Origin of the sequence: Enterobacter sp. T1-1 (assembly GCF_000710795.1) — a bacterium.
GTDB lineage: Bacteria > Pseudomonadota > Gammaproteobacteria > Enterobacterales > Enterobacteriaceae > Enterobacter > Enterobacter cloacae.
On the sequence record NZ_JALW01000005.1, the window covers coordinates 87,881 to 110,756 of the forward strand.

General features: G+C 54.6%; 20 protein-coding genes. 11 read left to right on the forward strand and 9 right to left on the reverse strand.

The annotated features are described in order from the left end of the window. Positions 1-20: 20 nt before the first annotated feature. Together AK59_RS0102745 and AK59_RS0102750 are read left to right on the forward strand one after the other, a co-directional pair. Complete coding sequence (locus tag AK59_RS0102745) at positions 21-1,325, forward strand: NAD(P)/FAD-dependent oxidoreductase (protein WP_013097105.1); 1,305 nt, start codon at positions 21-23, stop codon at positions 1,323-1,325. A gap of 193 nt (positions 1,326-1,518) precedes the next feature. Next, positions 1,519-2,058 (forward strand): glycine zipper 2TM domain-containing protein, encoded by a 540-nt coding sequence (locus tag AK59_RS0102750; RefSeq protein WP_013097104.1) that lies wholly within the window; start codon positions 1,519-1,521, stop codon positions 2,056-2,058. Between the two features lie 54 nt (positions 2,059-2,112). Here the strand turns inward: AK59_RS0102750 and AK59_RS0102755 are convergent, their stop codons facing one another. Beyond that, the gene (locus AK59_RS0102755) at positions 2,113-2,754 is read right to left on the reverse strand and encodes a TetR/AcrR family transcriptional regulator (protein WP_013097103.1); all 642 of its coding nucleotides are present in this window, start codon (positions 2,752-2,754) and stop codon (positions 2,113-2,115) included. Positions 2,755-2,998: 244 nt separating this feature from the next. On the opposite strand from AK59_RS0102755, the gene bhsA reads away from it, so the two are divergent. After that, positions 2,999-3,256 carry a multiple stress resistance protein BhsA gene (gene bhsA / locus AK59_RS0102760; RefSeq protein WP_013097102.1) on the forward strand — a complete coding sequence of 86 codons (258 nt, stop codon included), beginning with the start codon at positions 2,999-3,001 and terminating at the stop codon, positions 3,254-3,256. A 73-nt stretch (positions 3,257-3,329) separates the two neighbouring features. Here bhsA and ldtC read toward each other — a convergent pair whose 3' ends face one another. The 3 genes from ldtC to AK59_RS0102775 all read right to left on the reverse strand — a co-directional run bounded on the left by ldtC (position 3,330) and on the right by AK59_RS0102775 (position 9,113). Next, complete coding sequence (gene ldtC / locus AK59_RS0102765; RefSeq protein ID WP_020689587.1) at positions 3,330-4,295, reverse strand: L,D-transpeptidase LdtC; 966 nt, start codon at positions 4,293-4,295, stop codon at positions 3,330-3,332. A gap of 149 nt (positions 4,296-4,444) precedes the next feature. Beyond that, a complete protein-coding gene (gene mfd / locus AK59_RS0102770; protein ID WP_020689586.1) occupies positions 4,445-7,891 on the reverse strand; it encodes a transcription-repair coupling factor in 3,447 nt (1,148 codons plus the stop codon). A gap of 148 nt (positions 7,892-8,039) precedes the next feature. Beyond that, positions 8,040-9,113, reverse strand: a complete 1,074-nt coding sequence (locus tag AK59_RS0102775; protein ID WP_020689585.1) for an acyltransferase family protein — start codon at positions 9,111-9,113, stop codon at positions 8,040-8,042. A gap of 256 nt (positions 9,114-9,369) precedes the next feature. Here AK59_RS0102775 and lolC point away from each other — a divergent pair, with 256 nt between their 5' ends. The 6 genes from lolC (at position 9,370) to AK59_RS0102805 (ending at position 15,762) form a co-directional block, all read left to right on the forward strand. After that, entirely contained in the window at positions 9,370-10,569 is a 1,200-nt protein-coding gene (lolC, locus tag AK59_RS0102780; RefSeq protein WP_013097098.1) for a lipoprotein-releasing ABC transporter permease subunit LolC, read from the forward strand. Further along, positions 10,562-11,263, forward strand: coding sequence for a lipoprotein-releasing ABC transporter ATP-binding protein LolD (gene lolD / locus AK59_RS0102785; RefSeq protein ID WP_013097097.1), 702 nt, complete (start codon positions 10,562-10,564; stop codon positions 11,261-11,263). The genes lolC and lolD overlap by 8 nt, the downstream gene beginning before the upstream one ends. Further along, complete coding sequence (gene lolE / locus AK59_RS0102790; RefSeq protein WP_013097096.1) at positions 11,263-12,507, forward strand: lipoprotein-releasing ABC transporter permease subunit LolE; 1,245 nt, start codon at positions 11,263-11,265, stop codon at positions 12,505-12,507. Before lolD ends, lolE begins: the two co-directional genes overlap by 1 nt. 53 nt (positions 12,508-12,560) lie before the next feature. Next, on the forward strand, positions 12,561-13,472 hold the full coding sequence (gene nagK, locus AK59_RS0102795; protein ID WP_013097095.1) for an N-acetylglucosamine kinase: 912 nt from the start codon (positions 12,561-12,563) through the stop codon (positions 13,470-13,472). A gap of 14 nt (positions 13,473-13,486) precedes the next feature. Continuing rightward, positions 13,487-14,308 (forward strand): Sir2 family NAD+-dependent deacetylase, encoded by an 822-nt coding sequence (cobB, locus tag AK59_RS0102800; protein WP_029881967.1) that lies wholly within the window; start codon positions 13,487-13,489, stop codon positions 14,306-14,308. A 224-nt stretch (positions 14,309-14,532) separates the two neighbouring features. After that, positions 14,533-15,762 (forward strand): EAL and HDOD domain-containing protein, encoded by a 1,230-nt coding sequence (locus tag AK59_RS0102805; RefSeq protein ID WP_029881968.1) that lies wholly within the window; start codon positions 14,533-14,535, stop codon positions 15,760-15,762. Between the two features lie 43 nt (positions 15,763-15,805). Here the strand turns inward: AK59_RS0102805 and potD are convergent, their stop codons facing one another. The 4 genes from potD to potA are packed head-to-tail and all read right to left on the reverse strand — an operon-like array spanning position 15,806 to position 19,584. After that, entirely contained in the window at positions 15,806-16,840 is a 1,035-nt protein-coding gene (gene potD, locus AK59_RS0102810; protein ID WP_013097092.1) for a spermidine/putrescine ABC transporter substrate-binding protein PotD, read from the reverse strand. Continuing rightward, a complete protein-coding gene (gene potC, locus AK59_RS0102815) occupies positions 16,837-17,628 on the reverse strand; it encodes a spermidine/putrescine ABC transporter permease PotC (protein ID WP_029881969.1) in 792 nt (263 codons plus the stop codon). The genes potD and potC overlap by 4 nt, the downstream gene beginning before the upstream one ends. Further along, positions 17,625-18,482, reverse strand: a complete 858-nt coding sequence (potB, locus tag AK59_RS0102820; protein WP_013097090.1) for a spermidine/putrescine ABC transporter permease PotB — start codon at positions 18,480-18,482, stop codon at positions 17,625-17,627. The genes potC and potB overlap by 4 nt, the downstream gene beginning before the upstream one ends. Beyond that, positions 18,466-19,584: a spermidine/putrescine ABC transporter ATP-binding protein PotA gene (potA, locus tag AK59_RS0102825; protein ID WP_029881970.1), complete on the reverse strand. Its 1,119-nt coding sequence runs from the start codon at positions 19,582-19,584 to the stop codon at positions 18,466-18,468. The genes potB and potA overlap by 17 nt, the downstream gene beginning before the upstream one ends. 266 nt (positions 19,585-19,850) lie before the next feature. On the opposite strand from potA, the gene pepT reads away from it, so the two are divergent. Together pepT and AK59_RS0102835 are read left to right on the forward strand one after the other, a co-directional pair. Next, complete coding sequence (gene pepT, locus AK59_RS0102830; RefSeq protein ID WP_013097087.1) at positions 19,851-21,074, forward strand: peptidase T; 1,224 nt, start codon at positions 19,851-19,853, stop codon at positions 21,072-21,074. Between the two features lie 99 nt (positions 21,075-21,173). Next, a complete protein-coding gene (locus AK59_RS0102835) occupies positions 21,174-21,665 on the forward strand; it encodes an REP-associated tyrosine transposase (protein ID WP_029881971.1) in 492 nt (163 codons plus the stop codon). Between the two features lie 43 nt (positions 21,666-21,708). Here the strand turns inward: AK59_RS0102835 and AK59_RS0102840 are convergent, their stop codons facing one another. Then, positions 21,709-22,830, reverse strand: coding sequence for a ribosomal protein uL16 3-hydroxylase (locus AK59_RS0102840; RefSeq protein WP_029881972.1), 1,122 nt, complete (start codon positions 22,828-22,830; stop codon positions 21,709-21,711). Positions 22,831-22,876 lie beyond the last annotated feature (46 nt).

A 22,876-nucleotide genomic window follows, 5' to 3' on the forward strand; every position in this document is an offset into this window, starting at 1 on the left:
AATAATTTGAGGGGGTCACGTTGACTACGCCATTGAAAAAGATAGTGATTGTAGGCGGTGGTGCTGGCGGGCTGGAGCTGGCGACACAGTTGGGTAAGAAGCTGGGTCGTGGCAAAAAAGCCAAAATCACGCTGGTGGATCGTAACCACAGCCACCTGTGGAAACCGTTGCTGCACGAAGTGGCGACCGGTTCACTGGATGAGGGCGTGGACGCGCTGAGCTATCTGGCGCACGCACGTAACCACCATTTCCAGTTCCAGCTGGGTTCCGTGGTGGATATCAACCGTGAGAGCAAAACCATTACCCTGGCCGAGCTGCGTGACGAAAAAGGGGAGTTGCTGGTCCCGGAGCGCAAGCTTGCCTATGACACACTGGTCATGGCGCTGGGCAGTACCTCCAACGATTTCAACACCCCGGGTGTGAAAGAGCACTGCATTTTCCTGGATAACCCGCACCAGGCGCGTCGTTTCCATCAGGAAATGTTGAACCTGTTCCTGAAGTACACCAATAACATGGGTGCGAATGGCAAGGTGAATATCGCCATTGTAGGCGGTGGCGCAACGGGCGTTGAACTCTCCGCTGAGCTGCACAATGCGGTAAAACAGCTGCACAGCTACGGGTACAAAGGGTTAACCAATGAAGCGCTGAACGTAACGCTGGTTGAGGCAGGTGAGCGTATTCTGCCTGCGCTGCCTCCACGTATTTCTGGCGCGGCGCATAACGAACTGACCAAACTGGGCGTACGTGTTCTCACCCAGACGATGGTGACCAGCGCAGACGAAGGTGGCCTGCACACCAAAGATGGCGAATACATCAAAGCGGATCTGATGGTCTGGGCGGCGGGTATCAAAGCACCTGATTTCATGAAAGACATTGGCGGGCTGGAAACCAACCGTATCAATCAGCTGGTGACCGAGCCGACGCTGCAAACCACGCGCGATCCGGAGATTTTCGCGATTGGTGACTGTGCGTCATGCGCGCGTCCTGAAGGCGGTTTCGTGCCTCCTCGCGCCCAGGCAGCGCATCAGATGGCAAGCCTGGTGCTGCACAATATTCTGGCACAGCGCAAAGGCAAGCCAATGAAGGCCTACGTCTACAAAGACCACGGCTCTCTGGTTTCGCTGTCGAACTTCTCAACCGTAGGCAGCCTGATGGGGAACCTGATGCGCGGCTCGATGATGGTAGAAGGGCGCATCGCACGCTTTGTCTATATCTCCCTGTACCGTATGCACCAGATTGCGCTGCACGGCTACTTCAAAACCGGCCTGATGATGCTGGTAGGGCGAATCAACCGCGTGATCCGTCCACGTCTGAAGCTGCACTAATTTTTCTCTCCCTCCGGGCCCTCCGGAGGGATTTTTTAGCATATCATGCTGCTCATCACAGATTGAGTGCTTAAGAGTTCTCCTAAACGCCCTGTCACTCTCCTGAAAGCCACTTTTTTGAGCCTTTGTCTTATTGGCGAAGCGTAGCCTGCATTGCAAAATTGTTACCAATAGCAACAAAGGAGGAAGTCCCGTGAATAAATCAATGTTGGCGGGTATAGGGATTGGCGTCGCTGCTGCGTTAGGTGTGGCTGCCGTTGCCAGTCTCAACGTACTGAATCGCGGCCCACAGTATGCGCAGGTGGTTTCTGCAACCCCGATTAAAGAAACAGTTAAAACGCCTCGTCAGGAGTGCCGTAACGTCTCTGTCACACATCGTCGTCCGGTTCAGGATGAAAACCGTATTGCCGGCTCGGTGCTGGGCGCGGTGGCAGGCGGGGTGATTGGTCACCAGTTTGGTGGCGGCCGTGGTAAAGATGTGGCGACCGTGGTCGGTGCGCTGGGTGGCGGCTATGCCGGTAACCAGGTGCAGGGCGCAATGCAGGATAACGATACGTACACCACGACACAGCAGCGCTGTAAAACCGTCTATGACAAGTCGGAAAAAATGCTGGGTTATGACGTGACGTACAAAATTGGTGACCAGCAGGGCAAAATCCGTATGGACAGAGACCCTGGCACACAAATTCCGCTGGATGGAAATGGCCAGCTGGTACTGAATAACAAAGCGTAAAAAAGATGTTCTCTGAACTTAGCTCCTCAAGCGCTCAGGCTGAGGAGCTTTTTTTTAGCCCTGGATTTTAAGCAGTTCGGGCCACAGTCGCAGGGTGGTCTCGGTGATATGCTGCAGTTTTTCCAGCGTCGCCCCTTCTCGGGCGCTAATCGACATCCCCTGTAAAATACAGCTCAGGTATTGTGCTAATTCCTGAGGACGGCAATGCGCCGGAATTTCACCACGCTGCTGGCGCTGGGCCAGGAAGGTGCTGAGCGTCTCCTCCTGCATGGCATGACGCGATTTCACCGTGTTGGCGATCTCTTTCGAGGAGGCCGCAAGCGTCGCGGAGGTGTTAATCATAAAACAGCCCGCGGGCGTCTCTTTGCTGGTGAAGCAGGTGGCGATGGCGGTGAAATAGTCATGCAGTGCCTGCTCAACCGTTTTCTCTTCACAAAATAGCTGTGCTTCGTATCGCGATGCGAAGCGAGAGATGTATCGGTCCAGTACCGCCCTGAACAACCCCTCTTTATTCGTGAATTCCGCATACAGCGTCGGCGCTTTGGCTCCGGTGGCTTCTACCAGATCGGAAAGCGAAGTCGCTTCATACCCATGTTGCCAGAAGAGAGTCATGGCCTTATCAAGCGCTGCATCCCTGTCGAACACTTTTGGTCGGCCACGGCTTTTCTTCGCACAACTCGTGACATCGGTTGTCATTTGCCGTTGGTCCTCTGTTGGTTTGTTGAATAACCATTATAAAAATAAACGCATTTCACCACCAGTGCTGTTTTCTGAAAAATAAATTAATCATATGGGTATGAAAAATAACGGAATTAAAATTAATTTAATGGTCGTTATAAAAACATATTGACGTGTGAGCTGGATCACATCTATCATTTACCTATCGATCGTTAACTAAATAGCTAACGACCTCAAAATTCATCTGCCAAAGGTAAAAATTATGAAAAACGTAAAAACCCTCATCGCCGCTGCTGTTCTTAGCTCACTCTCTTTCGCAAGCTTTGCTGCTGTGGAAGTCCAGTCAACGCCTGCTGACCAGCATAAAGTAGGGACCATCTCTGCCAGCGCCGGGACTAACCTGGGTTCACTGGAAGACCAGCTGGCGCAAAAAGCGGATGAGATGGGTGCGAAATCGTTCCGCATTACCTCTGTAACCGGTCCTAACACCCTGCACGGTACCGCTGTTATTTACAAATAAGCCTGGCTAAACCCTCATTTATGCCACTGCTAAAAAAACGCCCTGCATGTGCAGGGCGTTTTTGCGTTTGGGTTTACATCGACTGCTGGGCGACACCATGATGGCGTGTGACGTCAGTCGGCATGCCCGAACGTGCTTCCATTGCCCGCTCCATCACAATGCCATCCGTCCTTGCATCGGTTTTAAAACTCACCATCGCCGCATTCAGGTTGATTGGCAGCGTCTGCGGATCGTCATCAATGTTTTTCGATAACGGCTGGTGAATTTCAACCAGTCGCACGCCGCCTGGCTCCTCAGAGACCTTGATCGGGGTATTAATGATGTTCACTTTGGTGCCCGGCGTAACCAGGTTGAAGAGCGTTTTGATATCGTCATCGCGCAGACGAATACAGCCGGAGCTGACGCGCATGCCAATACCAAAGTCCGCGTTCGTTCCATGTAACAGGTACACGCCGCCATAGGCCGCGAGGCGGATGGCATGGTGGCCCATTGGGTTATCCGGGCCGGCCGGTACAACGGCGGGTAGATCGATCCCCTGCGCTTTATAGCGGGCACGAATATTGGCCGTTGGCGTCCAGGTTGGGTTTGCACGCTTGTCTGATACGGTGGTGACCATCGTCGGGGTCAGCGTGTCACCGCCCAACTGGCCAATACCAATAGGGTATACGGTCACCTCATTTTTACCGGGCGGGTAATAGTAAAGACGCAGTTCGGCAAGGTTTATCACGATCCCCTCGCGCGGCGCATCCGGCAAAATCGTCTGCAGCGGGATGGTTAACACGCTGCCAGCGCGCGGGACATAAGGGTCAACGCCGGGGTTGGCCTGCAGTAAGGCCAGAAAGCCGACGTTATATTTTTTGGCAATCGCCTCAAGCGATCCACCATTGTTTTCAACCACATGAAAACGGTTTTCCCCAACCACCTTACTGCCTGCAGGCGGGAGTGGCCAGGTGTTTGCGCGAGCGGGAAGTGCAACCGCGACCGTTGCGGCCAGCGCTAACACGGTTATCCAGCGAGTGAAACGCGAAGAGGTCATCATCACTATAATCCATATAAATGACAGGGTGATTGTTTTATAACGGTTAGTGATAATTATGGCGAAGGGGTCTGTCGGGAAGATCGGGTGAAGTGAAAAGAGTTTGTAAATTGTTACCCCCGGTAGCATGGCGCAACCGGGGGCAGAGCAGATTATGCGATCGCGTTCTCTTCCAGCTGGCGCATAAAGTTGCGTACCCAGTCCATACGGGTTTTACGCTCCGTCAGCTCCTGCGTAAATTTCAGACGCGTTGGCCCATCCAGGCGGAAATGCTGCGGCTGCTTTTGCAGTAAACCGATGAGCCACGTAGGGTTAACGTGGTTTTTCTCGGCAAACTCAATCACGCCGCCTTTCTCGTTGCCCTCAAGCTTACGGATGCCCAGCTTCTGCGCCTGCTGACGCAGCCGCGCGATATCCAGCAAGTTGCGTGCGGCATCCGGGAGCAGGCCAAAGCGGTCAATAAGCTCGACTTTGATCTCTTCCAGCTCGTTCTCATTTTTCGCACTGGCGATACGTTTGTAGAACGACAGGCGGGTATTCACATCCGGAATGAAATCGTCCGGCAGCAGAGACGGCATGCGTAGCTCAACTTCGGTTTGCTGGCTGGTGAGATCTTCCAGCGACGGTTCGCGTCCGGCCTTGAGGGCATCGACCGCGTTTTCCAGCAACTCCATGTAGAGCGAGAAACCGATGGTTTCCATCGAGCCACTTTGATCTTCACCCAACAGCTCACCCGCACCGCGGATCTCCAGGTCGTGCGTCGCCAGTGCAAAGCCAGCGCCCAGATCCTCCAGCGAGGCGATCGCTTCCAGACGTTTTTGCGCATCGGTGGTCATTGCTTTTGGATGCGGCGTCAGCAGCCAGGCATAGGCCTGATGGTGCGAACGCCCGACGCGGCCACGCAGCTGATGAAGCTGTGCCAGACCGAAATGATCCGCGCGTTCAATGATGATGGTGTTGGCCGTCGGGATATCGATCCCGGTCTCAATGATGGTGGTACACACCAGCACGTTAAAGCGCTGGTGGTGGAAGTCGTTCATCACCCGTTCCAGTTCGCGTTCGCGCATTTGCCCGTGACCGATGGCAATACGCGCTTCCGGCACCAGCTCTGCCAGGCGGTCTGCCGCTTTCTGGATATTTTCCACGTCGTTGTAGAGGTAATAGACCTGACCACCGCGCAGCACCTCACGCAGAATGGCCTCGCGCACCACCAGATTGTCGTATTCGCGCACAAAGGTTTTCACGGCCAGACGACGCGCCGGCGGCGTGGCGATAATTGACAGATCGCGCATGCCGCTCATCGCCATGTTCAGGGTTCGCGGGATCGGCGTTGCGGTCAGGGTCAGGATATCGACGTCGGCACGCATCGCTTTAATACGCTCTTTATGGCGTACCCCGAAACGGTGCTCTTCATCAACAATCAACAGCCCCAGATCTTTCCACTTCACGTCGCTCTGCAGCAGTTTGTGGGTGCCGATCAGAATATCGATCTTACCCTCGCTGGCCTGCTCCAGGATTTGCGTTTGCTCTTTGGTACTGCGAAAACGTGACAGCATCTCGATGCGTACCGGCCAGTTGGCAAAGCGGTCGCGGAAGTTATCGAAGTGCTGCTGAGCGAGCAGGGTGGTGGGTACCAGCACCGCCACCTGCTTGTTATTCTCAACGGCGAGGAACGCCGCGCGCATGGCTACTTCGGTTTTCCCGAAGCCGACATCGCCACAGACCAGCCTGTCCATTGCCAGCGGCTGACACATGTCGCTTAACACGGCATTGATGGCCTGAGCCTGGTCCGGCGTGGTTTCAAACGGGAAGCTGTCGCAGAACAGCTGGTACTGCTCTTTATCATGCTTAAAGGCAAAGCCCTCTTTGGCCGCACGCTGGGCATAGATATCCAGCAGCTCGGCCGCCACATCACGCACTTTTTCCGCCGCTTTCTGCCGGGCGCGTGCCCAGGCGTCACCGCCCAGTTTATGCAATGGTGCATTCTCTTCTGCACCCCCGGCGTAGCGGCTGATCAGATGCAGGGATGAGACCGGCACGTAGAGTTTGGCGTCGTTAGCGTAGGTCAGCATCAGGTATTCGCCTTTGATGCCACCGGCTTCCAGCGTCGTCATCCCCTGATAACGACCCACGCCATGTTCAAGGTGCACAATCGGCTGGCCCGGATGGAGTTCCGCCAGGTTGCGGATCAGCGTATCCGGGTTAATGGTGCGACGGCTGTCCTGACGGCGGCGCGCAACACGTTCACCCAGCAGGTCGCTTTCACAGATTAATGCCACGTTGTTGAGGGTATCGATAAACCCGTGCTCGGCGGCACCGATCATCAGGTAACGCCCCGTCCCCGTGGCTTCGCTCAGGCGCAATATGCGTTTCGGGGCAACTTTAATCCGCCCCAGCAGTTCGCCCAGCGCTTCACGGCGGCCTTCACTCTCAACGGAGAAGACAACCGGGCCGGTAAAGGCATCGAGGAACTTGCGCAGACTCTCCAGCGGGGATTTCTGCTGTGCCTGAACGGCTAAATCTGGCAGCTTCTGGAATGCAAGATTGGTGTTGGCAGCTTTATCGGCAAGCGTATCGGTTTTCAATTGTACGCGAGGCCAGCGCTTGAGTTCGGCGTTGAGCTCGTCGGTGCGCAGCCACAGCGCTTCAGGTGGCAGCAGCGGACGCATTGGGTCTACGCCCCGGTTTTCAAAGCGTGCGCGGGTTTCGCTCTCAAAGCGGCTGGCGCTGGCGTCGATATCACCAGTGTTCACAATCAACGTGTTCGCCGGGAAGTAGCTGAACAGGGCGGGCAATGGCTCGTTAAAGAACAGCGGCTGCCAGTATTCGATCCCGGCAGGAAGCGTACCTTTGCTGACCTGCTGATAGATATGCTCAGCGTCGCGCTTAACGTCGAACTTGTCGCGCCACTGGCTGCGGAACAGCTCGATAGCGGTTTTGTCCGTCGGGAATTCATGGGCGGGTAATAAATTGATGGCTTCCACTTCTTCCAGCGTACGCTGCGTGTCGGCGTCGAATACGCGCAGACTGTCGATCTCATCGTCGAAGAAATCCAGTCGATACGGCTGGTCGCTGCCCATCGGGTACAGGTCGAGCAACGCACCGCGCGTGGCGTATTCCCCGTGCTCCATAACCTGATCGACATGACGGTATCCGGCGCTGTCCAGCTGCGCGCGCAGATCGTCCCGGGACAGGCGCTGACCTTTTTTCATCACCAGCGCATGGCCGTGCAAATAGCTGTGAGGACAGACGCGCTGCATCAGGGTGTTGACCGGAACGATCAGCACGCCGCGCTGCATGGTCGGTAACTGATAGAGGGTCGACAGGCGCGAGGAGATGATCTCCTGATGCGGGGAGAAGCTGTCATACGGCAGCGTTTCCCAGTCGGCCAGACTGAAGACCAGGTTATCGGTGAACTGGCGAATTTCATCATGCAGTCGCAGCGCATTTTGCATATCCGGGGCGACCAGCACCACCGGACCAGGATGTCGCTCAGCGATTTCTGCCACCAGCGTGGCGCACGCAGCGCCAGTGAGTTCGCCCAGCTGGCGCTGGTCGCCCGCTTTGACAGGCAGGGAATAACGATAGTGTTCAGGCATGGCTATGTCAGAGTCTCTTGTGGATATACCAACAGTATTGGGGCATATCACTGATACGCAATGTCTTTATTATCCTCGATCGTTTTGCATAAGCAAATCTGAACTGCAACGCGGGAAGATTCGCCCCCGGACGGGGGCGAGGGCGGTATTATCGGGTTGCCGGAGACAGTGCGCTCGCGGAAGGGGGAGAGAAGAACAGATCGCCAAACAGTGCCGTCGATATTTTGCGTACGCCAAGCCCGGCGAGGGTGCAGATCAGCAGGCTGGCAAATGGGTAGACCAGGATTAAGGCAAGCTCGGCCCAGACCGGCCAGTAGGCAGCATTCATCTCACCAATCAGGAACAGGCTGAAGGCCTCTATCAGGATGCGGTGCGTGGTGTAGATAGCGATGGTGTTTGAGCCGATAACGTTAAGCAGGTTGCTGGGGTGAACGGCATAACGCTGCTCGAGGCTATAGAAAAGCTTCATGATCAGCACGATCGACAGCAGGGAAAGCAGCAGCGGAACGTTAGCAAACCACAGTACCACGGAGACCGCAGCAAAAGCGGCCAGCGCCAGCCAGGTGCGACGCAGGTTCAGCCCCTTCATCCAGGCCATCAGCTCTGCGCCATACCACGCGCCAAGGCTGTAGTAGATCATATTGCGTACCACGCTGTTCATTCCCCACCACGGCAGCGGCAGGAAATTGATCGCGATGCTGGCCAGTGCCAGCAGCCCCAGTACGGGCAGCTTCCAGCGGCTAAGCAGTTTACATAGCGTGAAATAGACCACCAGGGCGTACAGATACCACAGGCTGGTGCTGGCAGTGAGCATCCCCCACGCAAACCCGGAAAGTGAATCGGCATACGCGGCGTTCGAGGAGGTGGCCAGCTCACGTTCAGGTGCCAGCCAGGCATTGAGGTGGCTCAGCGCCTGCCATTGCAATACGCCCCACAGCGCAAGGACCCAGACAATGCTCCAGATCCGTTTGTCAAAACTGGTGCGCCAGTTCACCTCGTCAATATAGCGACGGATGAGATAACCGGATATGAAGAAAAATACCGGCATACGGAAGGGCGCGAGATAAAGGTTAAAATAGACCCAGCATTTGGCGAGAAGACCGGACAACGGATGTTGTAGCCCCGTCAGATGGGGATAAAATGTGATAACCGAATGATAGATCACCACCAGGCAGATACACAGCCCCTTTATCTGGTTAATCCATAATGCTTTTTGCTTCATTGTTCGCAACTACCTTATTGCCATAAACGAACGAACAATTGTTGGTAAACGCAGCCGGGATGTAACGGGAAACAGTCTGTATCAGGAAGTTTTTCGGAAAAGGTGGAGGGTGTAGCGCCATAATTCGAAGAGTAGCATTCTGATTTATCTGAATTTTTCAGAAAAATGATTACCAAAGCTTACGGTTTCAGTCATTTACGCTTAACGGATTCGCTTATATACTCGTGGGTCTGCTATCAGCAAACAGACGGACTTCATGTATCAACCTGTCGCACTCTTCATAGGCTTACGCTACATGCGTGGGCGCGCCGCGGACCGTTTCGGTCGCTTTGTCTCCTGGCTTTCGACTATTGGCATTACGCTTGGCGTGATGGCTCTGGTGACGGTGCTTTCCGTCATGAACGGCTTTGAGCGCGAGCTGCAAAACAACATCCTGGGGCTGATGCCGCAGGCCATTCTCTCTTCTACCAACGGTTCCGTTAACCCGCAACAACTGCCGGAAAGCGCGGCGAAGTTACAGGGTGTCACGCGCGTTGCGCCGGTGACAACGGGCGATGTCGTCCTGCAAAGCGCCCGCAGCGTGGCGGTGGGCGTCATGCTGGGGATTGACCCGGCGCAAAAAGATCCGCTCACGCCGTATCTGGTCAACGTGAAGCAAAGCGATCTGGAAGCGGGCAAATACAACGTGATCCTCGGCGAGCAGCTTGCCGGGCAGCTTGGCGTGAACCGTGGCGACCAGCTGCGCGTGATGGTGCCGTCTGCCAGCCAGTTTACGCCGATGGGACGTTTGCCCAGCCAGCGTCTTTTCACGGTTATTGGCACGTTTGCCGCCAACAGCGAAGTTGACGGCTACCAGATGCTCATGAATATCCAGGATGCTTCGCGTCTGATGCGTTATCCGGTGGGCAACATTACCGGCTGGCGTCTGTGGCTCGACGCACCGCTGAAGGTCGATACCCTCAGCCAGCAAACCTTGCCGGAAGGCACAAAATGGCAGGACTGGCGCGAGCGTAAAGGCGAACTGTTCCAGGCCGTGCGTATGGAAAAAAATATGATGGGCCTGCTGCTGAGCCTGATCGTCGCGGTCGCGGCGTTTAACATCATCACCTCGCTTGGTCTGATGGTAATGGAAAAGCAGGGCGAAGTTGCCATCCTGCAAACCCAGGGGCTGACGCCGCGCCAGATTATGGCCGTCTTTATGGTGCAGGGGGCCAGCGCCGGGATCATTGGCGCGTTACTCGGGGCCGTTCTCGGGGCGCTGCTGGCCAGTCAGTTGAATAACTTAATGCCGATCATCGGCGCGCTGCTTGATGGCGCGGCGCTGCCGGTTGCTATCGAACCGTTGCAGGTGGTCGGTATTGCGCTGGCCGCGATGGCCATTGCGCTGCTTTCTACGCTCTATCCTTCCTGGCGCGCTGCCGCCACTCAACCCGCTGAGGCTTTACGTTATGAATAAGATCCTGTTGCAATGCGACAACCTGTCCAAACGCTATCAGGAAGGCTCTGTACAGACCGATGTGCTGCACAATGTGAGCTTCAGCGTGGGCGAAGGCGAGATGATGGCGATTGTCGGCAGCTCCGGTTCCGGCAAAAGTACCTTATTACACCTGCTGGGCGGGCTGGATACGCCGACCAGTGGCGACGTAATTTTCTCAGGCCAGCCGATGAGCAAAATGTCTTCTGCGGCAAAAGCGGAGCTGCGTAACCGTGAGCTGGGCTTTATCTACCAGTTCCACCACCTGTTGCCAGATTTCACGGCGCTGGAAAACGTGGCGATGCCTTTGCTGATTGGTAAAAAGAAACCGGCAGAAATTAATGCCCGTGCCAGCGACATGCTGAAAGCCGTAGGCCTGGGGCATCGCGGTGACCACCGCCCGTCTGAGCTGTCCGGTGGCGAGCGTCAGCGTGTGGCTATTGCCCGTGCGCTGGTGAACAACCCGCGTCTGGTGCTGGCGGATGAACCAACCGGCAACCTGGATGCGCGCAATGCTGACAGTATTTTCCAGCTTCTGGGTGAGCTGAATGCCTCACAGGGGACGGCGTTTCTGGTGGTGACCCACGATTTGCAGCTGGCAAAACGGATGGGGCGCCAGCTTGAGATGCGTGACGGTCATCTGAACGCTGAACTGACTCTGATGGGAGCGGAGTAATGGCCTCACCGTTATCGTTACTCATCGGGCTACGCTTCAGTCGCGGCCGTCGTCGCGGCGGGATGGTCTCCCTTATCTCGGTGATCTCCACCATCGGTATTGCGCTCGGCGTGGCGGTATTGATTGTGGGATTAAGCGCCATGAACGGTTTTGAGCGTGAGCTGAATAACCGTATTCTGGCCGTTGTGCCGCACGGCGAAATTGAACCGGTTAATCAGCCGTGGAACAACTGGCGTGACGCCCTCAGCAAAGTGGAAAACGTGCCGGGCATTGCCGCCGCTGCACCTTACATCAACTTTACAGGGCTGGTGGAAAGCGGTGTTAACCTGCGCGCCATCCAGGTGAAAGGGGTGAACCCGGCGCAGGAGGCGCGTCTGAGCGCGCTGCCGAAGTATGTGCAGAACGGCGCGTGGGCAAACTTTAAGGCCGGTGAGCAACAGATCATCATGGGCAAAGGTGTGGCCGACGCGCTGAAAGTGAAGCAGGGCGACTGGGTGTCGATCATGATCCCAAACGCCAGCGCTGACCATAAATTGCAGCAGCCTAAGCGCGTGCGTCTGCACGTCACCGGGATCCTGCAACTGAGCGGTCAACTCGATCACAGCTTTGCAATGGTACCGCTGGAAGACGCACGTCAGTATCTGGACATGGGCGACAGCGTGACGGGCATCGCCATTAAGGTCAACGACGTCTTCAATGCCAATAAACTGGTGCGTGATGCGGGCAGCGTGACCAATAACTATGTCTACATCAAAAGCTGGATCGGCACTTACGGGTATATGTATCGTGATATCCAGATGATCCGCGCCATCATGTATCTGGCGATGGTGCTGGTGATTGGTGTGGCGTGCTTTAATATCGTCTCGACGCTGGTTATGGCGGTCAAAGACAAGAGTGGCGACATCGCGGTTCTGCGTACCCTTGGGGCAAAGGACGGTCTTATTCGCGCCATCTTTGTCTGGTATGGTCTGCTGGCGGGGCTGTTCGGTAGCCTGTGCGGGGTGGTGATTGGCGTCGTGGTGTCGTTACAGCTTACGCCAATCATCAACGGGATTGAGAAGCTGATCGGCCATCAGTTCCTGTCGGGTGATATCTATTTTATTGACTTCCTGCCGTCTGAATTGCACTGGCTGGACGTTATTTATGTGCTGGTTACAGCACTTTTACTGAGTCTGCTGGCAAGCTGGTATCCGGCGCGTCGCGCAAGCCGAATTGATCCGGCGAGGGTATTAAGTGGCCAGTAATTACGTCATGATCTAGCGGCTTACGGGCCGCCAGGTTAAAAGAGGAATGCGTTATGTATTACGGATTTGATATTGGCGGCACCAAAATTGCGCTCGGCGCGTTTGATAACGATCTCAAACTGCAGTGGGAAACCCGCGTTCCCACGCCGCGCGAAAGCTACGATGAGTTTTTAACCGCCATTGCCGCGCTGGTGGCGCAAGCGGATGAACGCTTTGGCGTAAAAGGCAGCGTCGGCATCGGTATTCCAGGCATGCCTGAAACCGACGACGGCACGCTGTATGCCGCCAACGTCCCTGCTGCCAGCGGCAAACCGCTGCGCGCCGATCTCACTGCTCTCCTTGAACGCGACGTGCGTTTAGATAACGATGCCAACTGCTTTGCGCTCTCTGAAGCCTGGGATGATGAATTCCGTCACTATCCGCTGGTGATGGGGTTGATCCTTGGCACCGGCGTTGGCGGGGGAATTGTTATTAATGGCAAACCGATCACCGGGCGCAGCTATATCACGGGAGAGTTTGGTCATATCCGTTTACCGGTAGATGCGCTTGAGGTCGTGGGACGCGATTTCCCGCTTACCCGCTGCGGCTGTGGTCAGCATGGCTGTATTGAGAACTACCTGTCAGGTCGTGGGTTTGCATGGCTTTATGAACACTTCTATCATCAGAAACTCGAAGCCCCTCAAATCATTACCCTGTGGGAGCAAGGCGATGCGCAGGCGCGAGAGCACGTTGAACGTTATCTCGATCTGCTGGCGGTGTGTCTGGGGAATATCCTCACCATCGTCGATCCGGATCTGCTGGTGATTGGGGGCGGGTTATCAAACTTTACCGCGATAACGGAGCACCTGTCCGGGCGTCTGCCCCGACATTTATTGCCAGTCGCCCGCGTGCCGCGTATTGAACGTGCGCGACACGGGGACGCAGGAGGCATGCGCGGAGCCGCATTCCTTCATCTCACCGACTAGTTTACGAGGTTACTATGCTGTCGCGTCGCCAGGGTCGACTCAGCCGTTTTCGCAAAAATAAACGCCGCTTACGTGAGCGCTTGCGCCAGCGGATCTTTTTCAGAGACAGAATGATGCCAGAAGCGATGGATAAACCCAGAGTGGTGGTGCTGACCGGGGCGGGGATCTCTGCCGAGTCCGGTATTCGAACCTTCCGTGCTGCGGACGGGTTGTGGGAAGAGCACCGTGTTGAGGATGTGGCGACACCAGAAGGCTTCGCCCGTGACCCGGATCTTGTGCAGGCATTTTACAATGCCCGCCGTCGTCAGCTTCAGCAGCCAGAAATAGCGCCTAATCCGGCGCACCTGGCGCTGGCGAAGCTGGAGGAGGCGCTGGGTGACCGTTTTCTGCTGGTTACGCAGAACATTGATAACCTGCACGAGCGAGCCGGCAACAAAAACATCATCCACATGCACGGCGAGCTACTGAAGGTGCGCTGTGCCTGGAGCGGCCAGGTGCTGGACTGGAAAGAGGACGTGCTGCCTGAGGATAAATGCCACTGCTGCCAGTTCCCTTCGCGTCTGCGTCCGCATGTGGTCTGGTTTGGTGAAATGCCGCTGGGGATGGATGAGATTTACAGCGCGCTGGCCATGGCGGATGTGTTTATCGCCATCGGTACCTCTGGGCATGTCTATCCGGCGGCGGGGTTTGTTCACGAAGCGCGTCTGCACGGTGCGCATACCGTAGAGCTGAACCTTGAACCCAGCCAGGTGGGAAGCGAATTTGAAGAGAAGCACTATGGGCTGGCAAGCGAGGTCGTACCCGAGTTCGTCGATAAGCTGCTCAAAGGTCTGTAATAGCGACAGTATGAAAAGGCACCCATTCAGTGGGTGCTTTTTTTTATAAACTCGTCCGCTGAAATTACCATTAATGATGTTTACTAAACCAGAATATAAGCCCTGTTAATTAGTGTGGATGCTATTATTTTGTGCATTCAATCAAAATAGTGCTTAATAATGCTCGTTATCGTGGTGTAGAAAGAGGATGCTAATAAATATAACGTCGATAAGGAGGATGGGATATGTACGGATTTATTGCGAGACAACCCATTTTTAACCCGGATATGAATACGGTAGCTTATGAACTGCTTTTCAGGGATGGGATGGCAAACCGTTTTCCGGATGTATCGGCAGAATATGCAACATCCAGAATGATATCCGACCATTTTTTATCTGTACCGTCTCAGCGTATTGCCGGGACACAGACCTTGTTTATCAACTTTCCATCCAGAATGGTCATCGACCGTAGCGGTGAAGCGCTGGACAAGGAGAGCGTGGTCATTGAGATCCTTGAAGATGCGGTTCCCGGCGAGGCGTTATTGCAGGCCGTGAAAGAGATGAATGCGCACGGATATCGCTTTGCGCTTGATGATTTTACCCTCGCGCCGGAATGGGATCGCTTTTTACCCTATATTTCTGTACTTAAATTTGATGTCAGAAATTATACCTTAGCGCAAATTCAGGATTACCTGCATACACGCAAAAACCTGACCCGCCATATAAAGTATCTCGCTGAAAAAGTTGAAACTAAAGAGGAATTCAAACGCTATCGTGATGCCGGTTTTTCGCTTTTTCAGGGTTACTTTTTCTGTCGCCCTGAAGTGATTAAATATAAACGCTTATCACAAAATCAACTGGCGATTTTCCGCCTGCAGATGGAAGTGGGGCGGAATAAACCTGATTTTCGGATCATCGAGTCGTTAATAAAAACCGATCTCACCTTGTCCTATAAAATCATGCGTTATATGAAACACACGGCGTTTAAACACGTCGGTGCCTGCAATTTTAGCAAGTTAACGCTCAGCGAAGTCCTCAGGTATCTGGGGGAAAATCAGCTGCGACGCTTTGTTGCGGTGGTGGTGCTGGCCAGTGCCGGCAACGACACCGTCGACGAGCTGTATCCTCTGAGCATGATGCGGGGCAAATTCTGTGAGCTGATTGCAGAGAAGATGCCTGCGCCGGGGCTCGCGGAAAACGCGTTTATGTGTGGCCTGTTCTCTCTGCTTGATACCTTGCTTGAATTGCCAATGGCGGAGTTGATGAAGCAAATTGCGGTGCCGCAGGCTGTCAGCCAGGCCCTGTGTCATCAGGAAGGCGTGTTAGCCGATATGGTGACGCTGTGCCGCCACTATGAACAGCAGGAGTGGGAGGAGGCGGCCAGGATAGCGAACGGTCTTGGGCTGTCGGATGACGACGTTGTCGATGCCATGAGAATGGCGACGATCTGGGCGGGGGAAAATGCGGCGGGTTAAGGCCCCTCACGGCGTGGCGACGTGAGGAGCCAGACTGCGGCCCTTATCGGCCGGCTTTTAATTTCTGGTAATACTCTTCATACAGACGGCTCGCGTCGCCGACATCGTTTTGCCATTCACCTTTGCTGATGGTGTCGGCATCCGGGTAGAGGGATTTATCATTCGCCACTTCAGGCTTCAGTAGCTTGCGGGCGGCCAGGTTTGGCGTTGGGTAGCCAATAGTCTCGGCAACCTGCTTCGCCACGTCCGGGCGCAGCAGGAAGTTAATGAGCTTCAGGGCACCGTCAACGTTTTTCGCATTCGCAGGAATAGCCAGGCTGTCCATCCAGAAGATGCCGCCTTCTTTCGGCCAGACGACCTCCAGCGGCGTACCGGCCTGACGCGCAACCCATGCAGAGCCGTTCCACACCATGCCGAGATTTACTTCCCCTTCCATATACGGATTCGCCGGGTTATCGGAGTTGAACGCAGCCACGTTAGGCATCAGTTTTTTCAGCTCGTTATAGGCCGCTTCAATCTCTTTCGGGTCCGTTGTGTTGCCCGAGTAACCCAGCTTGCGCAGCGCCACCTGGAACACTTCACGGGCATCGTCGGTTAACAGCAGGCTGCCTTTGTATTCAGGCTTCCACAGGTCGGCCCACTGGGTGACGGTTTTAGGATCGATTGCTTCGCTGTTAACCCCGATGGCGGTCGCACCCCAGATGTACGGAATGGAGTAGTCGTTGTTCGGATCGAACGGTTTGTTGAGCATCTGCGGATCGAGGTTGTTGAAGTTGGTCAGCTTCGACTTGTCGATCTTCTGGATCATGCCCTCTTTACGCATCTTGTCGACGAAGTAGGTCGATGGCACCACCAGATCGTACGCGCCGTCCTTGTACGTTTTAAGCTTGGCGTACATGGTTTCATTGGACTCGTAGGTAGAGTAGATGACCTTAATGCCCGTCTCTTTGGTGAACTGCTCCAGCAGACCCGGCGGCACATACTCAGTCCAGTTATAGAAGTAGAGCGTTTTGCTGTCATCAGCGTGCGCGACGCCCATTCCGAGCACCAGTGCCGCAGCGGCAAGCATTTTTTTCATTTCATTGTCCCCTGAGATTTTGTTTTATCACGAGCAATAATCTGGCTGGCAATCACCAGTACCAGAGAGAACACTAACAGTATGGTCGCCAGCGCGTTCACCTCAGGCGAGACGCCGACTTTCACCATCGAATAGATTTTCAACGGCAGAATTTCATAGCTCGGCCCGGTCACAAAAGAGGAGACCACAACGTCATCCATCGACAGGGTGAAGCTGAGCAGCCACCCGGCCGCGACGGCGGGCATCGCCAGCGGCAGGATAATTTTGCGCAAAATGGTCATCTCGCTGGCGCCGAGATCTTTTGCGGCCTCCAGCATACGCACATCAAAGCCTTTCAGGCGTGCATAGACCGTCACCACCACAAATGGCAGGCAGAAGGTGATGTGGGAAAATAGCAGCGACCAGAAGCCGAGCTGGACACCCAGCAGCATAAACAGTACCAGCAGAGAAATCGCCATGACGATATCCGGTGACATCATCACCACAAACAGCATGCCGCTGACGAACGGTTTACCGCGAAAGCGGTAACGATAAAGTGCCACGGCGGTGAGCGAACCAATCAGCGTGGCGAACGTTGCTGAAAAAATCGCCATCGTTAATGAGTGCTGCGCGGCCTGTAGCAGGCTGTCGTTGTTCATCAGCAGGCTGTACCAGTGGGTGGTAAAGCCCTGCCAGTTGATCCCGAAGCGTGAACTGTTAAACGAGTTCACGATCAATATGATAATCGGAATATACAGGTAAGCGTAAATGGCGGTCATAAAACCGCCGCGAAGCAGTCGACCGATCATTCGAGTTCCACCTTCTTATTCAGCAGCCGCGACGCGCGCCAGTAAACCAGCAGCATCAGACCCATCACCACCGTCAGCGTAATGCTGGTGGCGGAGCCGAACGGCCAGTCGCGAATGTTAAGGAACTGGCTCTTAATCACGTTTCCGATCAGCAGGTTTTTCGCACCGCCCATCAGGTCAGAGACGTAGAACAAGCCCATCGCCGGAAGCATCACCAGCAGACAGCCCGCGATAATGCCGGGCATCGTCAGCGGAATGATAATACGGATAAAGGTCTGCAGCTTATTCGCCCCCAGATCTTTGGCTGCTTCCAGCAGCGGTTTATCCAGCTTCTCAATGCTGGAGTAGAGCGGCATCACCATAAACGGCAGCAGGATATAGACCAGACCAATAATCACCGCACCCGGGGTAAACATAATGCGTATTGGCGTATCAATCACTCCCAGCCACAGCAGAAACTCGTTCAGATAGCCTTTGGTGCTGAGGAAAATTTTCAGCCCGTAGATGCGAATTAAGGAGTTGGTCCAGAACGGCACAATCAGTAAAAAGAGCAGCAGCGGGCGGATTTTTTGTGGCAGACGCGCCAGGAACCACGCGAAGGGATACCCCAGCACCAGGCAGGCAACGGTGGCGATCAGCGCCATGTTCAATGAGTGCAGCAGCACATCAAAGTAGAGCGGATCGAGCAGACGTGAGTAGTTATCCAGCGTAAAGACCAGCGCCACAAAGTGGGCATCGTCGCGGGTCAGGAAGCTGGTGGCGATGATCATCAGGTTGGGTAAAAAGACAAACAACACAAGCCAACCGACGATCGTGGCAATCACCACATTCTGGAATTTACTTGTGTTCTTCATCAGCCAGCACAACCTCCCAGCTTTCTACCCAGTTAATAACCATTTTTTGATCGAGCGAGTGATCAAAGTCCGGGTCGTCCTCGTTAAAGAACTCGCTGACCATCACCATCTTACCGTTTTCCAGTTCGACAACGGATTCCAGCGTCATCCCCTTGTAATTACGCTCGCGGATATAGCCGATCAATCCTTCGGCTTGCGCATTGCCGTGGATCTCCTCGACGCGCAGATCTTCCGGGCGTAACAGCACGTTGAGCTTTTGTCCCTTCTCAACGGCAAAATTAACGGTGATATTGCACTCGCGGCCTTCGACATTCGCCCGAACGCGCTGCTCATCCAGACGCTCGACAACCGTGGCGTTGAAGATATTGATCTCGCCAATGAAGCTGGCCACAAACAGGTTTTTCGGCTCTTCGTAAATTTCACGCGGCGTGCCGTCCTGCTCGATTTTACCATCACGCATCACCACGATACGGTCAGACATGGTGAGCGCTTCTTCCTGGTCATGCGTCACAAAGACGAAGGTGATGCCGAGCTTACGCTGCAGGGCCTTAAGCTCGTTCTGCATCTGCTTGCGCAGTTTGTAGTCCAGCGCGGAGAGGGACTCATCCAGCAGAAGCAGACGCGGTTTGTTGACCACCGCACGGGCGATGGCCACACGTTGCTGTTGACCACCAGACAGCTGATGCGGTTTGCGTTGAGCAAACTCCTCCAGCTGTACCATCCGTAGCGCCTCGGTCACGCGCGGCGGGATCTCGCTGGCCGGTGTTTTTTGCATCCGCAGACCAAACGCAACGTTTTCAAACACGGTCATATGCGGGAACAAAGCATAGCTTTGAAAGACGGTGTTAACGTGACGATCTTCAGCGGGGACCTGGGTAATGTCCTGCTTTTCAAGGTGGATATGGCCGCTATCGACGCTTTCCAGCCCGGCGATAAGGCGCAGTACGGTTGTCTTGCCGCAGCCAGAAGGGCCAAGCAGCGTGAGGAATTCACCATCATTGATGGTCAGATTGAGGTCGGAAATGACATCTTTACCATCAAAACTTTTACGAATTCGTTCCAGTTGCACCAGCGGTGAACGTGAACGGGATTGAGTATTCAATTTTTGCGCTGTCCCATATAGACGCTCCGGGCAGCAGACCGAAGCGGGGTTTGTGTGTAACCACCTTGGTGACTCGTAATGAGGGCGGACATTCTACGGCAAACCACTGTAATCGCCAATCCTTGTCACTGATTCATAAGCTACATTTACTGACGTACACGATATAAACGGAAAATATTCTCGTTTGCGGGATAAAAGTGACCTGACGCAATATTTGCGTTTTGATGCTTATTGATAATGTTGTCACAAAAAGTGAGGGTGACTGCATGGATAAATTACTTGAGCGTTTTTTACAGTACGTTTCGCTGGATACCCAATCTAAACCGGGTGTCCGCCAGGTGCCAAGCACCGAAGGCCAGTGGAAGTTATTAAACCTGCTCAAAGAGCAGCTTGAGGCCATGGGGCTGGTCAATGTCACCCTGAGCGAAAAAGGCACTGTGATGGGAACGCTGCCTGCCAACGTCCCCGGTGATATTCCGGCGATTGGCTTTATCTCCCATGTCGACACCTCTCCGGATTTTAGCGGTAAACATGTTAATCCGCAGATTGTGGAAAACTACCGTGGCGGTGACATTGCGCTGGGAATAGGTGACGAAGTGCTTTCGCCGGTAATGTTCCCGGTGCTGCACCAGCTCCTCGGGCAGACGCTGATCACCACGGATGGCAAAACGCTGCTGGGGGCGGATGACAAAGCGGGTATCGCGGAGATCATGACGGCACTGGCGGTGCTGAAAGGAAAAAATATTCCGCACGGTGATATCCGTGTGGCCTTTACGCCGGATGAAGAGGTGGGCAAGGGGGCGAAACATTTTGATGTCGAGGCCTTTAACGCGCAGTGGGCCTATACCGTGGACGGCGGTGGCGTGGGCGAACTGGAATTTGAAAACTTCAATGCCGCGTCCGTGACCATCAAAATTGTGGGTAATAATGTGCATCCTGGCTCCGCCAAAGGTGTGATGGTGAATGCGCTGTCGCTGGCGTCCCGTATTCATGCGGAAGTTCCGGCGAATGAGAGCCCGGAGCAGACCGAAGGTTATGAAGGTTTTTATCACCTGACCAGCATCAAAGGTACGGTGGACAGCGCGCAGATGCACTACATCGTGCGTGACTTTGACCGTAAAGCGTTCGAAGCACGCAAGCGTAAGATGATGGAAATCGCGAAGAAGGTGGGTAAGGGGCTACACCCGGACTGCTATATTGAGCTGATTATTGAAGACAGCTACTACAATATGCGCGAGAAGGTTATGGAGCATCCGCATATCCTGGATATCGCCCAGCAGGCCATGCGCGACTGCGATATTGAACCGGTGCTGAAGCCGATTCGCGGCGGCACCGACGGTTCGCAACTGTCCTTCATGGGATTGCCGTGCCCGAATCTCTTTACCGGGGGATACAACTACCACGGTAAGCATGAGTTTGTGACGCTGGAAGGAATGGAAAAAGCGGTGAAGGTGATTGTGCGGATTGCGGAGTTAACCGCGAAGCGTTAGCCACATTAAGCCGGGTGGCGGCTTCGCCTTACCCGGCCTACATTTGGATCGTAGGCCCGGTAAGCGCAGCGCCACCGGGCATAAAGGCAAGGAGTGCCCATGTCAAACTACCGTCGCCATTACGTCCCCGGCGGCACCTGGTTTTTTACCGTTAACCTGCAAAACCGACAGAGCGATTTACTTACCCGCCATATTGATATCCTCCGCCAGGCCACCTCATCGGTGAAACGATCACAGCCCTTTACGATTAATGGCTGGGTGATCCTTCCTGAACATATGCACTGTATCTGGACCTTGCCGGAAGGTGACAGCGATTTTTCCGGGCGCTGGCGTGAGATCAAAAAAACGTTCTCACGAAATATTGAAATGCGCCATATCTGGCAGGCACGTTTCTGGGAACATACCATCCGCAACGACAATGATTACCGCCGACATATGGATTACATCTACCTCAACCCGGTGAAACATGGGTACGTTGGTAAGGTCGTAGACTGGCCGTTTTCAACGTTTCATCGGGATGTACGGGAAGGGTTGTATCCGGCGGATTGGGCCGCGGAGATTGTGGATTTTGCGGCGGGGGAGTGGAAGTAAAAACGCCGGGTAAGCGCAGCGCCACCCGGCAATACATTACAACTCAGTCCTCAAAGAACCAATACCCGCTGTTGACCAGCGCGGCAAGCATGGCGAGGAAAGAGGGATCTTCCAGGGCGTCGCCAAAGGTATCGGCAGTCAATACCAGATGGCTGGCGATGGCTTCCAGCGCCGGGCGATGCGGAGAATCCAGCTTCTCGCCGTTGACGAAGACATCTTCACCGATGCGCAACACGCGTAACCCACCCAGGCGAACCAGCTTGTCACCCTGCTGCAGCGCATCATAAATCTCGTGGGCTTGGTACGGCGGCTCCGGAGGTGCCACATCCAGCTCGTGACGTGACTGGCTGATAAATTCACCAAACCACTGTCTGAAATGTTCCGGCTCGTTGATCAGATCCAGCATCATGCCGCGCAGCTTATCCAGTTCTGCTGGCAGAATGTCTGCCGGATGCTCGCGGGAGGGCACATCCGGATCGCTGTAGCGATGGCTGCCAAGCTCGCGTTGCAGTACGTAATCGGCAAAACCGCTGATCATCTCACGACCACTTGGCGCGCGGAATCCGACAGAATAATTGAGGGAGTTTTCCAGCGAGTAGCCTTCATGTGGGAATCCCGGCGGAATATAAAGAATATCTCCCGGCTCCAGCTCTTCGTCGATGATCCCGTCAAACGGATCTACCTGAAGCAGGTCAGGATGCGGGCAGTGCTGTTTCATCGGCACTTTTTCACCCACGCGCCAGCGACGGCGGCCGGTCCCCTGAATGATAAACACATCGTACTGATCCAGATGTGGGCCAACGCCGCCCCCTGGCACGGAGAAGGAGATCATCAGATCGTCCATTCGCCAGTCGGGCAGGGCGCGGAACGGGCGCATTAAGGATGCCGTCGGCTCGTGCCAGTGGTTGACCGCCTGCACCAGTAATGACCAGTTATTTTCACCGAGGTGATCGTAGCTTTCGAAAGGACCATGGCTGACCTGCCATTTTCCATCCTGGTGGCTCACCAGGCGGCTGTCGACTTCGTTTTCCATGGCCAGGCCAGCCAGTTCGTCAGGCGAGATAGGGTCGACAAAATTGCTGAACCCGCGCTTAAGAACTACCGGGCGTTTCTGCCAGTAGCGTTCAATAAACTCGGGCCAGTTCAGTGCTAAGTGATAATCCATATTTTTTTATTCCGCAGGCTCTTACTGAGTCGGATTATAACGGAAG

Bases quoted from the DNA above. Each gene is read 5' to 3' on its own strand.
- lolE (WP_013097096.1), top strand. From the start codon at position 11,263: ATGGCCTCACCGTTATCGTTACTCATCGGGCTACGCTTCAGTCGCGGC.
- potC (WP_029881969.1), bottom strand. From the start codon at position 17,628: ATGATCGGTCGACTGCTTCGCGGCGGTTTTATGACCGCCATTTACGCT.
- AK59_RS0102840 (WP_029881972.1), bottom strand. From the start codon at position 22,830: ATGGATTATCACTTAGCACTGAACTGGCCCGAGTTTATTGAACGCTAC.
- mfd (WP_020689586.1), bottom strand. From the start codon at position 7,891: ATGCCTGAACACTATCGTTATTCCCTGCCTGTCAAAGCGGGCGACCAG.
- pepT (WP_013097087.1), top strand. From the start codon at position 19,851: ATGGATAAATTACTTGAGCGTTTTTTACAGTACGTTTCGCTGGATACC.
- bhsA (WP_013097102.1), top strand. From the start codon at position 2,999: ATGAAAAACGTAAAAACCCTCATCGCCGCTGCTGTTCTTAGCTCACTC.
- AK59_RS0102805 (WP_029881968.1), top strand. From the start codon at position 14,533: ATGTACGGATTTATTGCGAGACAACCCATTTTTAACCCGGATATGAAT.
- potD (WP_013097092.1), bottom strand. From the start codon at position 16,840: ATGAAAAAAATGCTTGCCGCTGCGGCACTGGTGCTCGGAATGGGCGTC.
- AK59_RS0102835 (WP_029881971.1), top strand. From the start codon at position 21,174: ATGTCAAACTACCGTCGCCATTACGTCCCCGGCGGCACCTGGTTTTTT.
- AK59_RS0102775 (WP_020689585.1), bottom strand. From the start codon at position 9,113: ATGAAGCAAAAAGCATTATGGATTAACCAGATAAAGGGGCTGTGTATC.
- cobB (WP_029881967.1), top strand. From the start codon at position 13,487: ATGCTGTCGCGTCGCCAGGGTCGACTCAGCCGTTTTCGCAAAAATAAA.
- potB (WP_013097090.1), bottom strand. From the start codon at position 18,482: ATGAAGAACACAAGTAAATTCCAGAATGTGGTGATTGCCACGATCGTC.
- ldtC (WP_020689587.1), bottom strand. From the start codon at position 4,295: ATGATGACCTCTTCGCGTTTCACTCGCTGGATAACCGTGTTAGCGCTG.
- AK59_RS0102755 (WP_013097103.1), bottom strand. From the start codon at position 2,754: ATGACAACCGATGTCACGAGTTGTGCGAAGAAAAGCCGTGGCCGACCA.
- nagK (WP_013097095.1), top strand. From the start codon at position 12,561: ATGTATTACGGATTTGATATTGGCGGCACCAAAATTGCGCTCGGCGCG.
- lolC (WP_013097098.1), top strand. From the start codon at position 9,370: ATGTATCAACCTGTCGCACTCTTCATAGGCTTACGCTACATGCGTGGG.
- lolD (WP_013097097.1), top strand. From the start codon at position 10,562: ATGAATAAGATCCTGTTGCAATGCGACAACCTGTCCAAACGCTATCAG.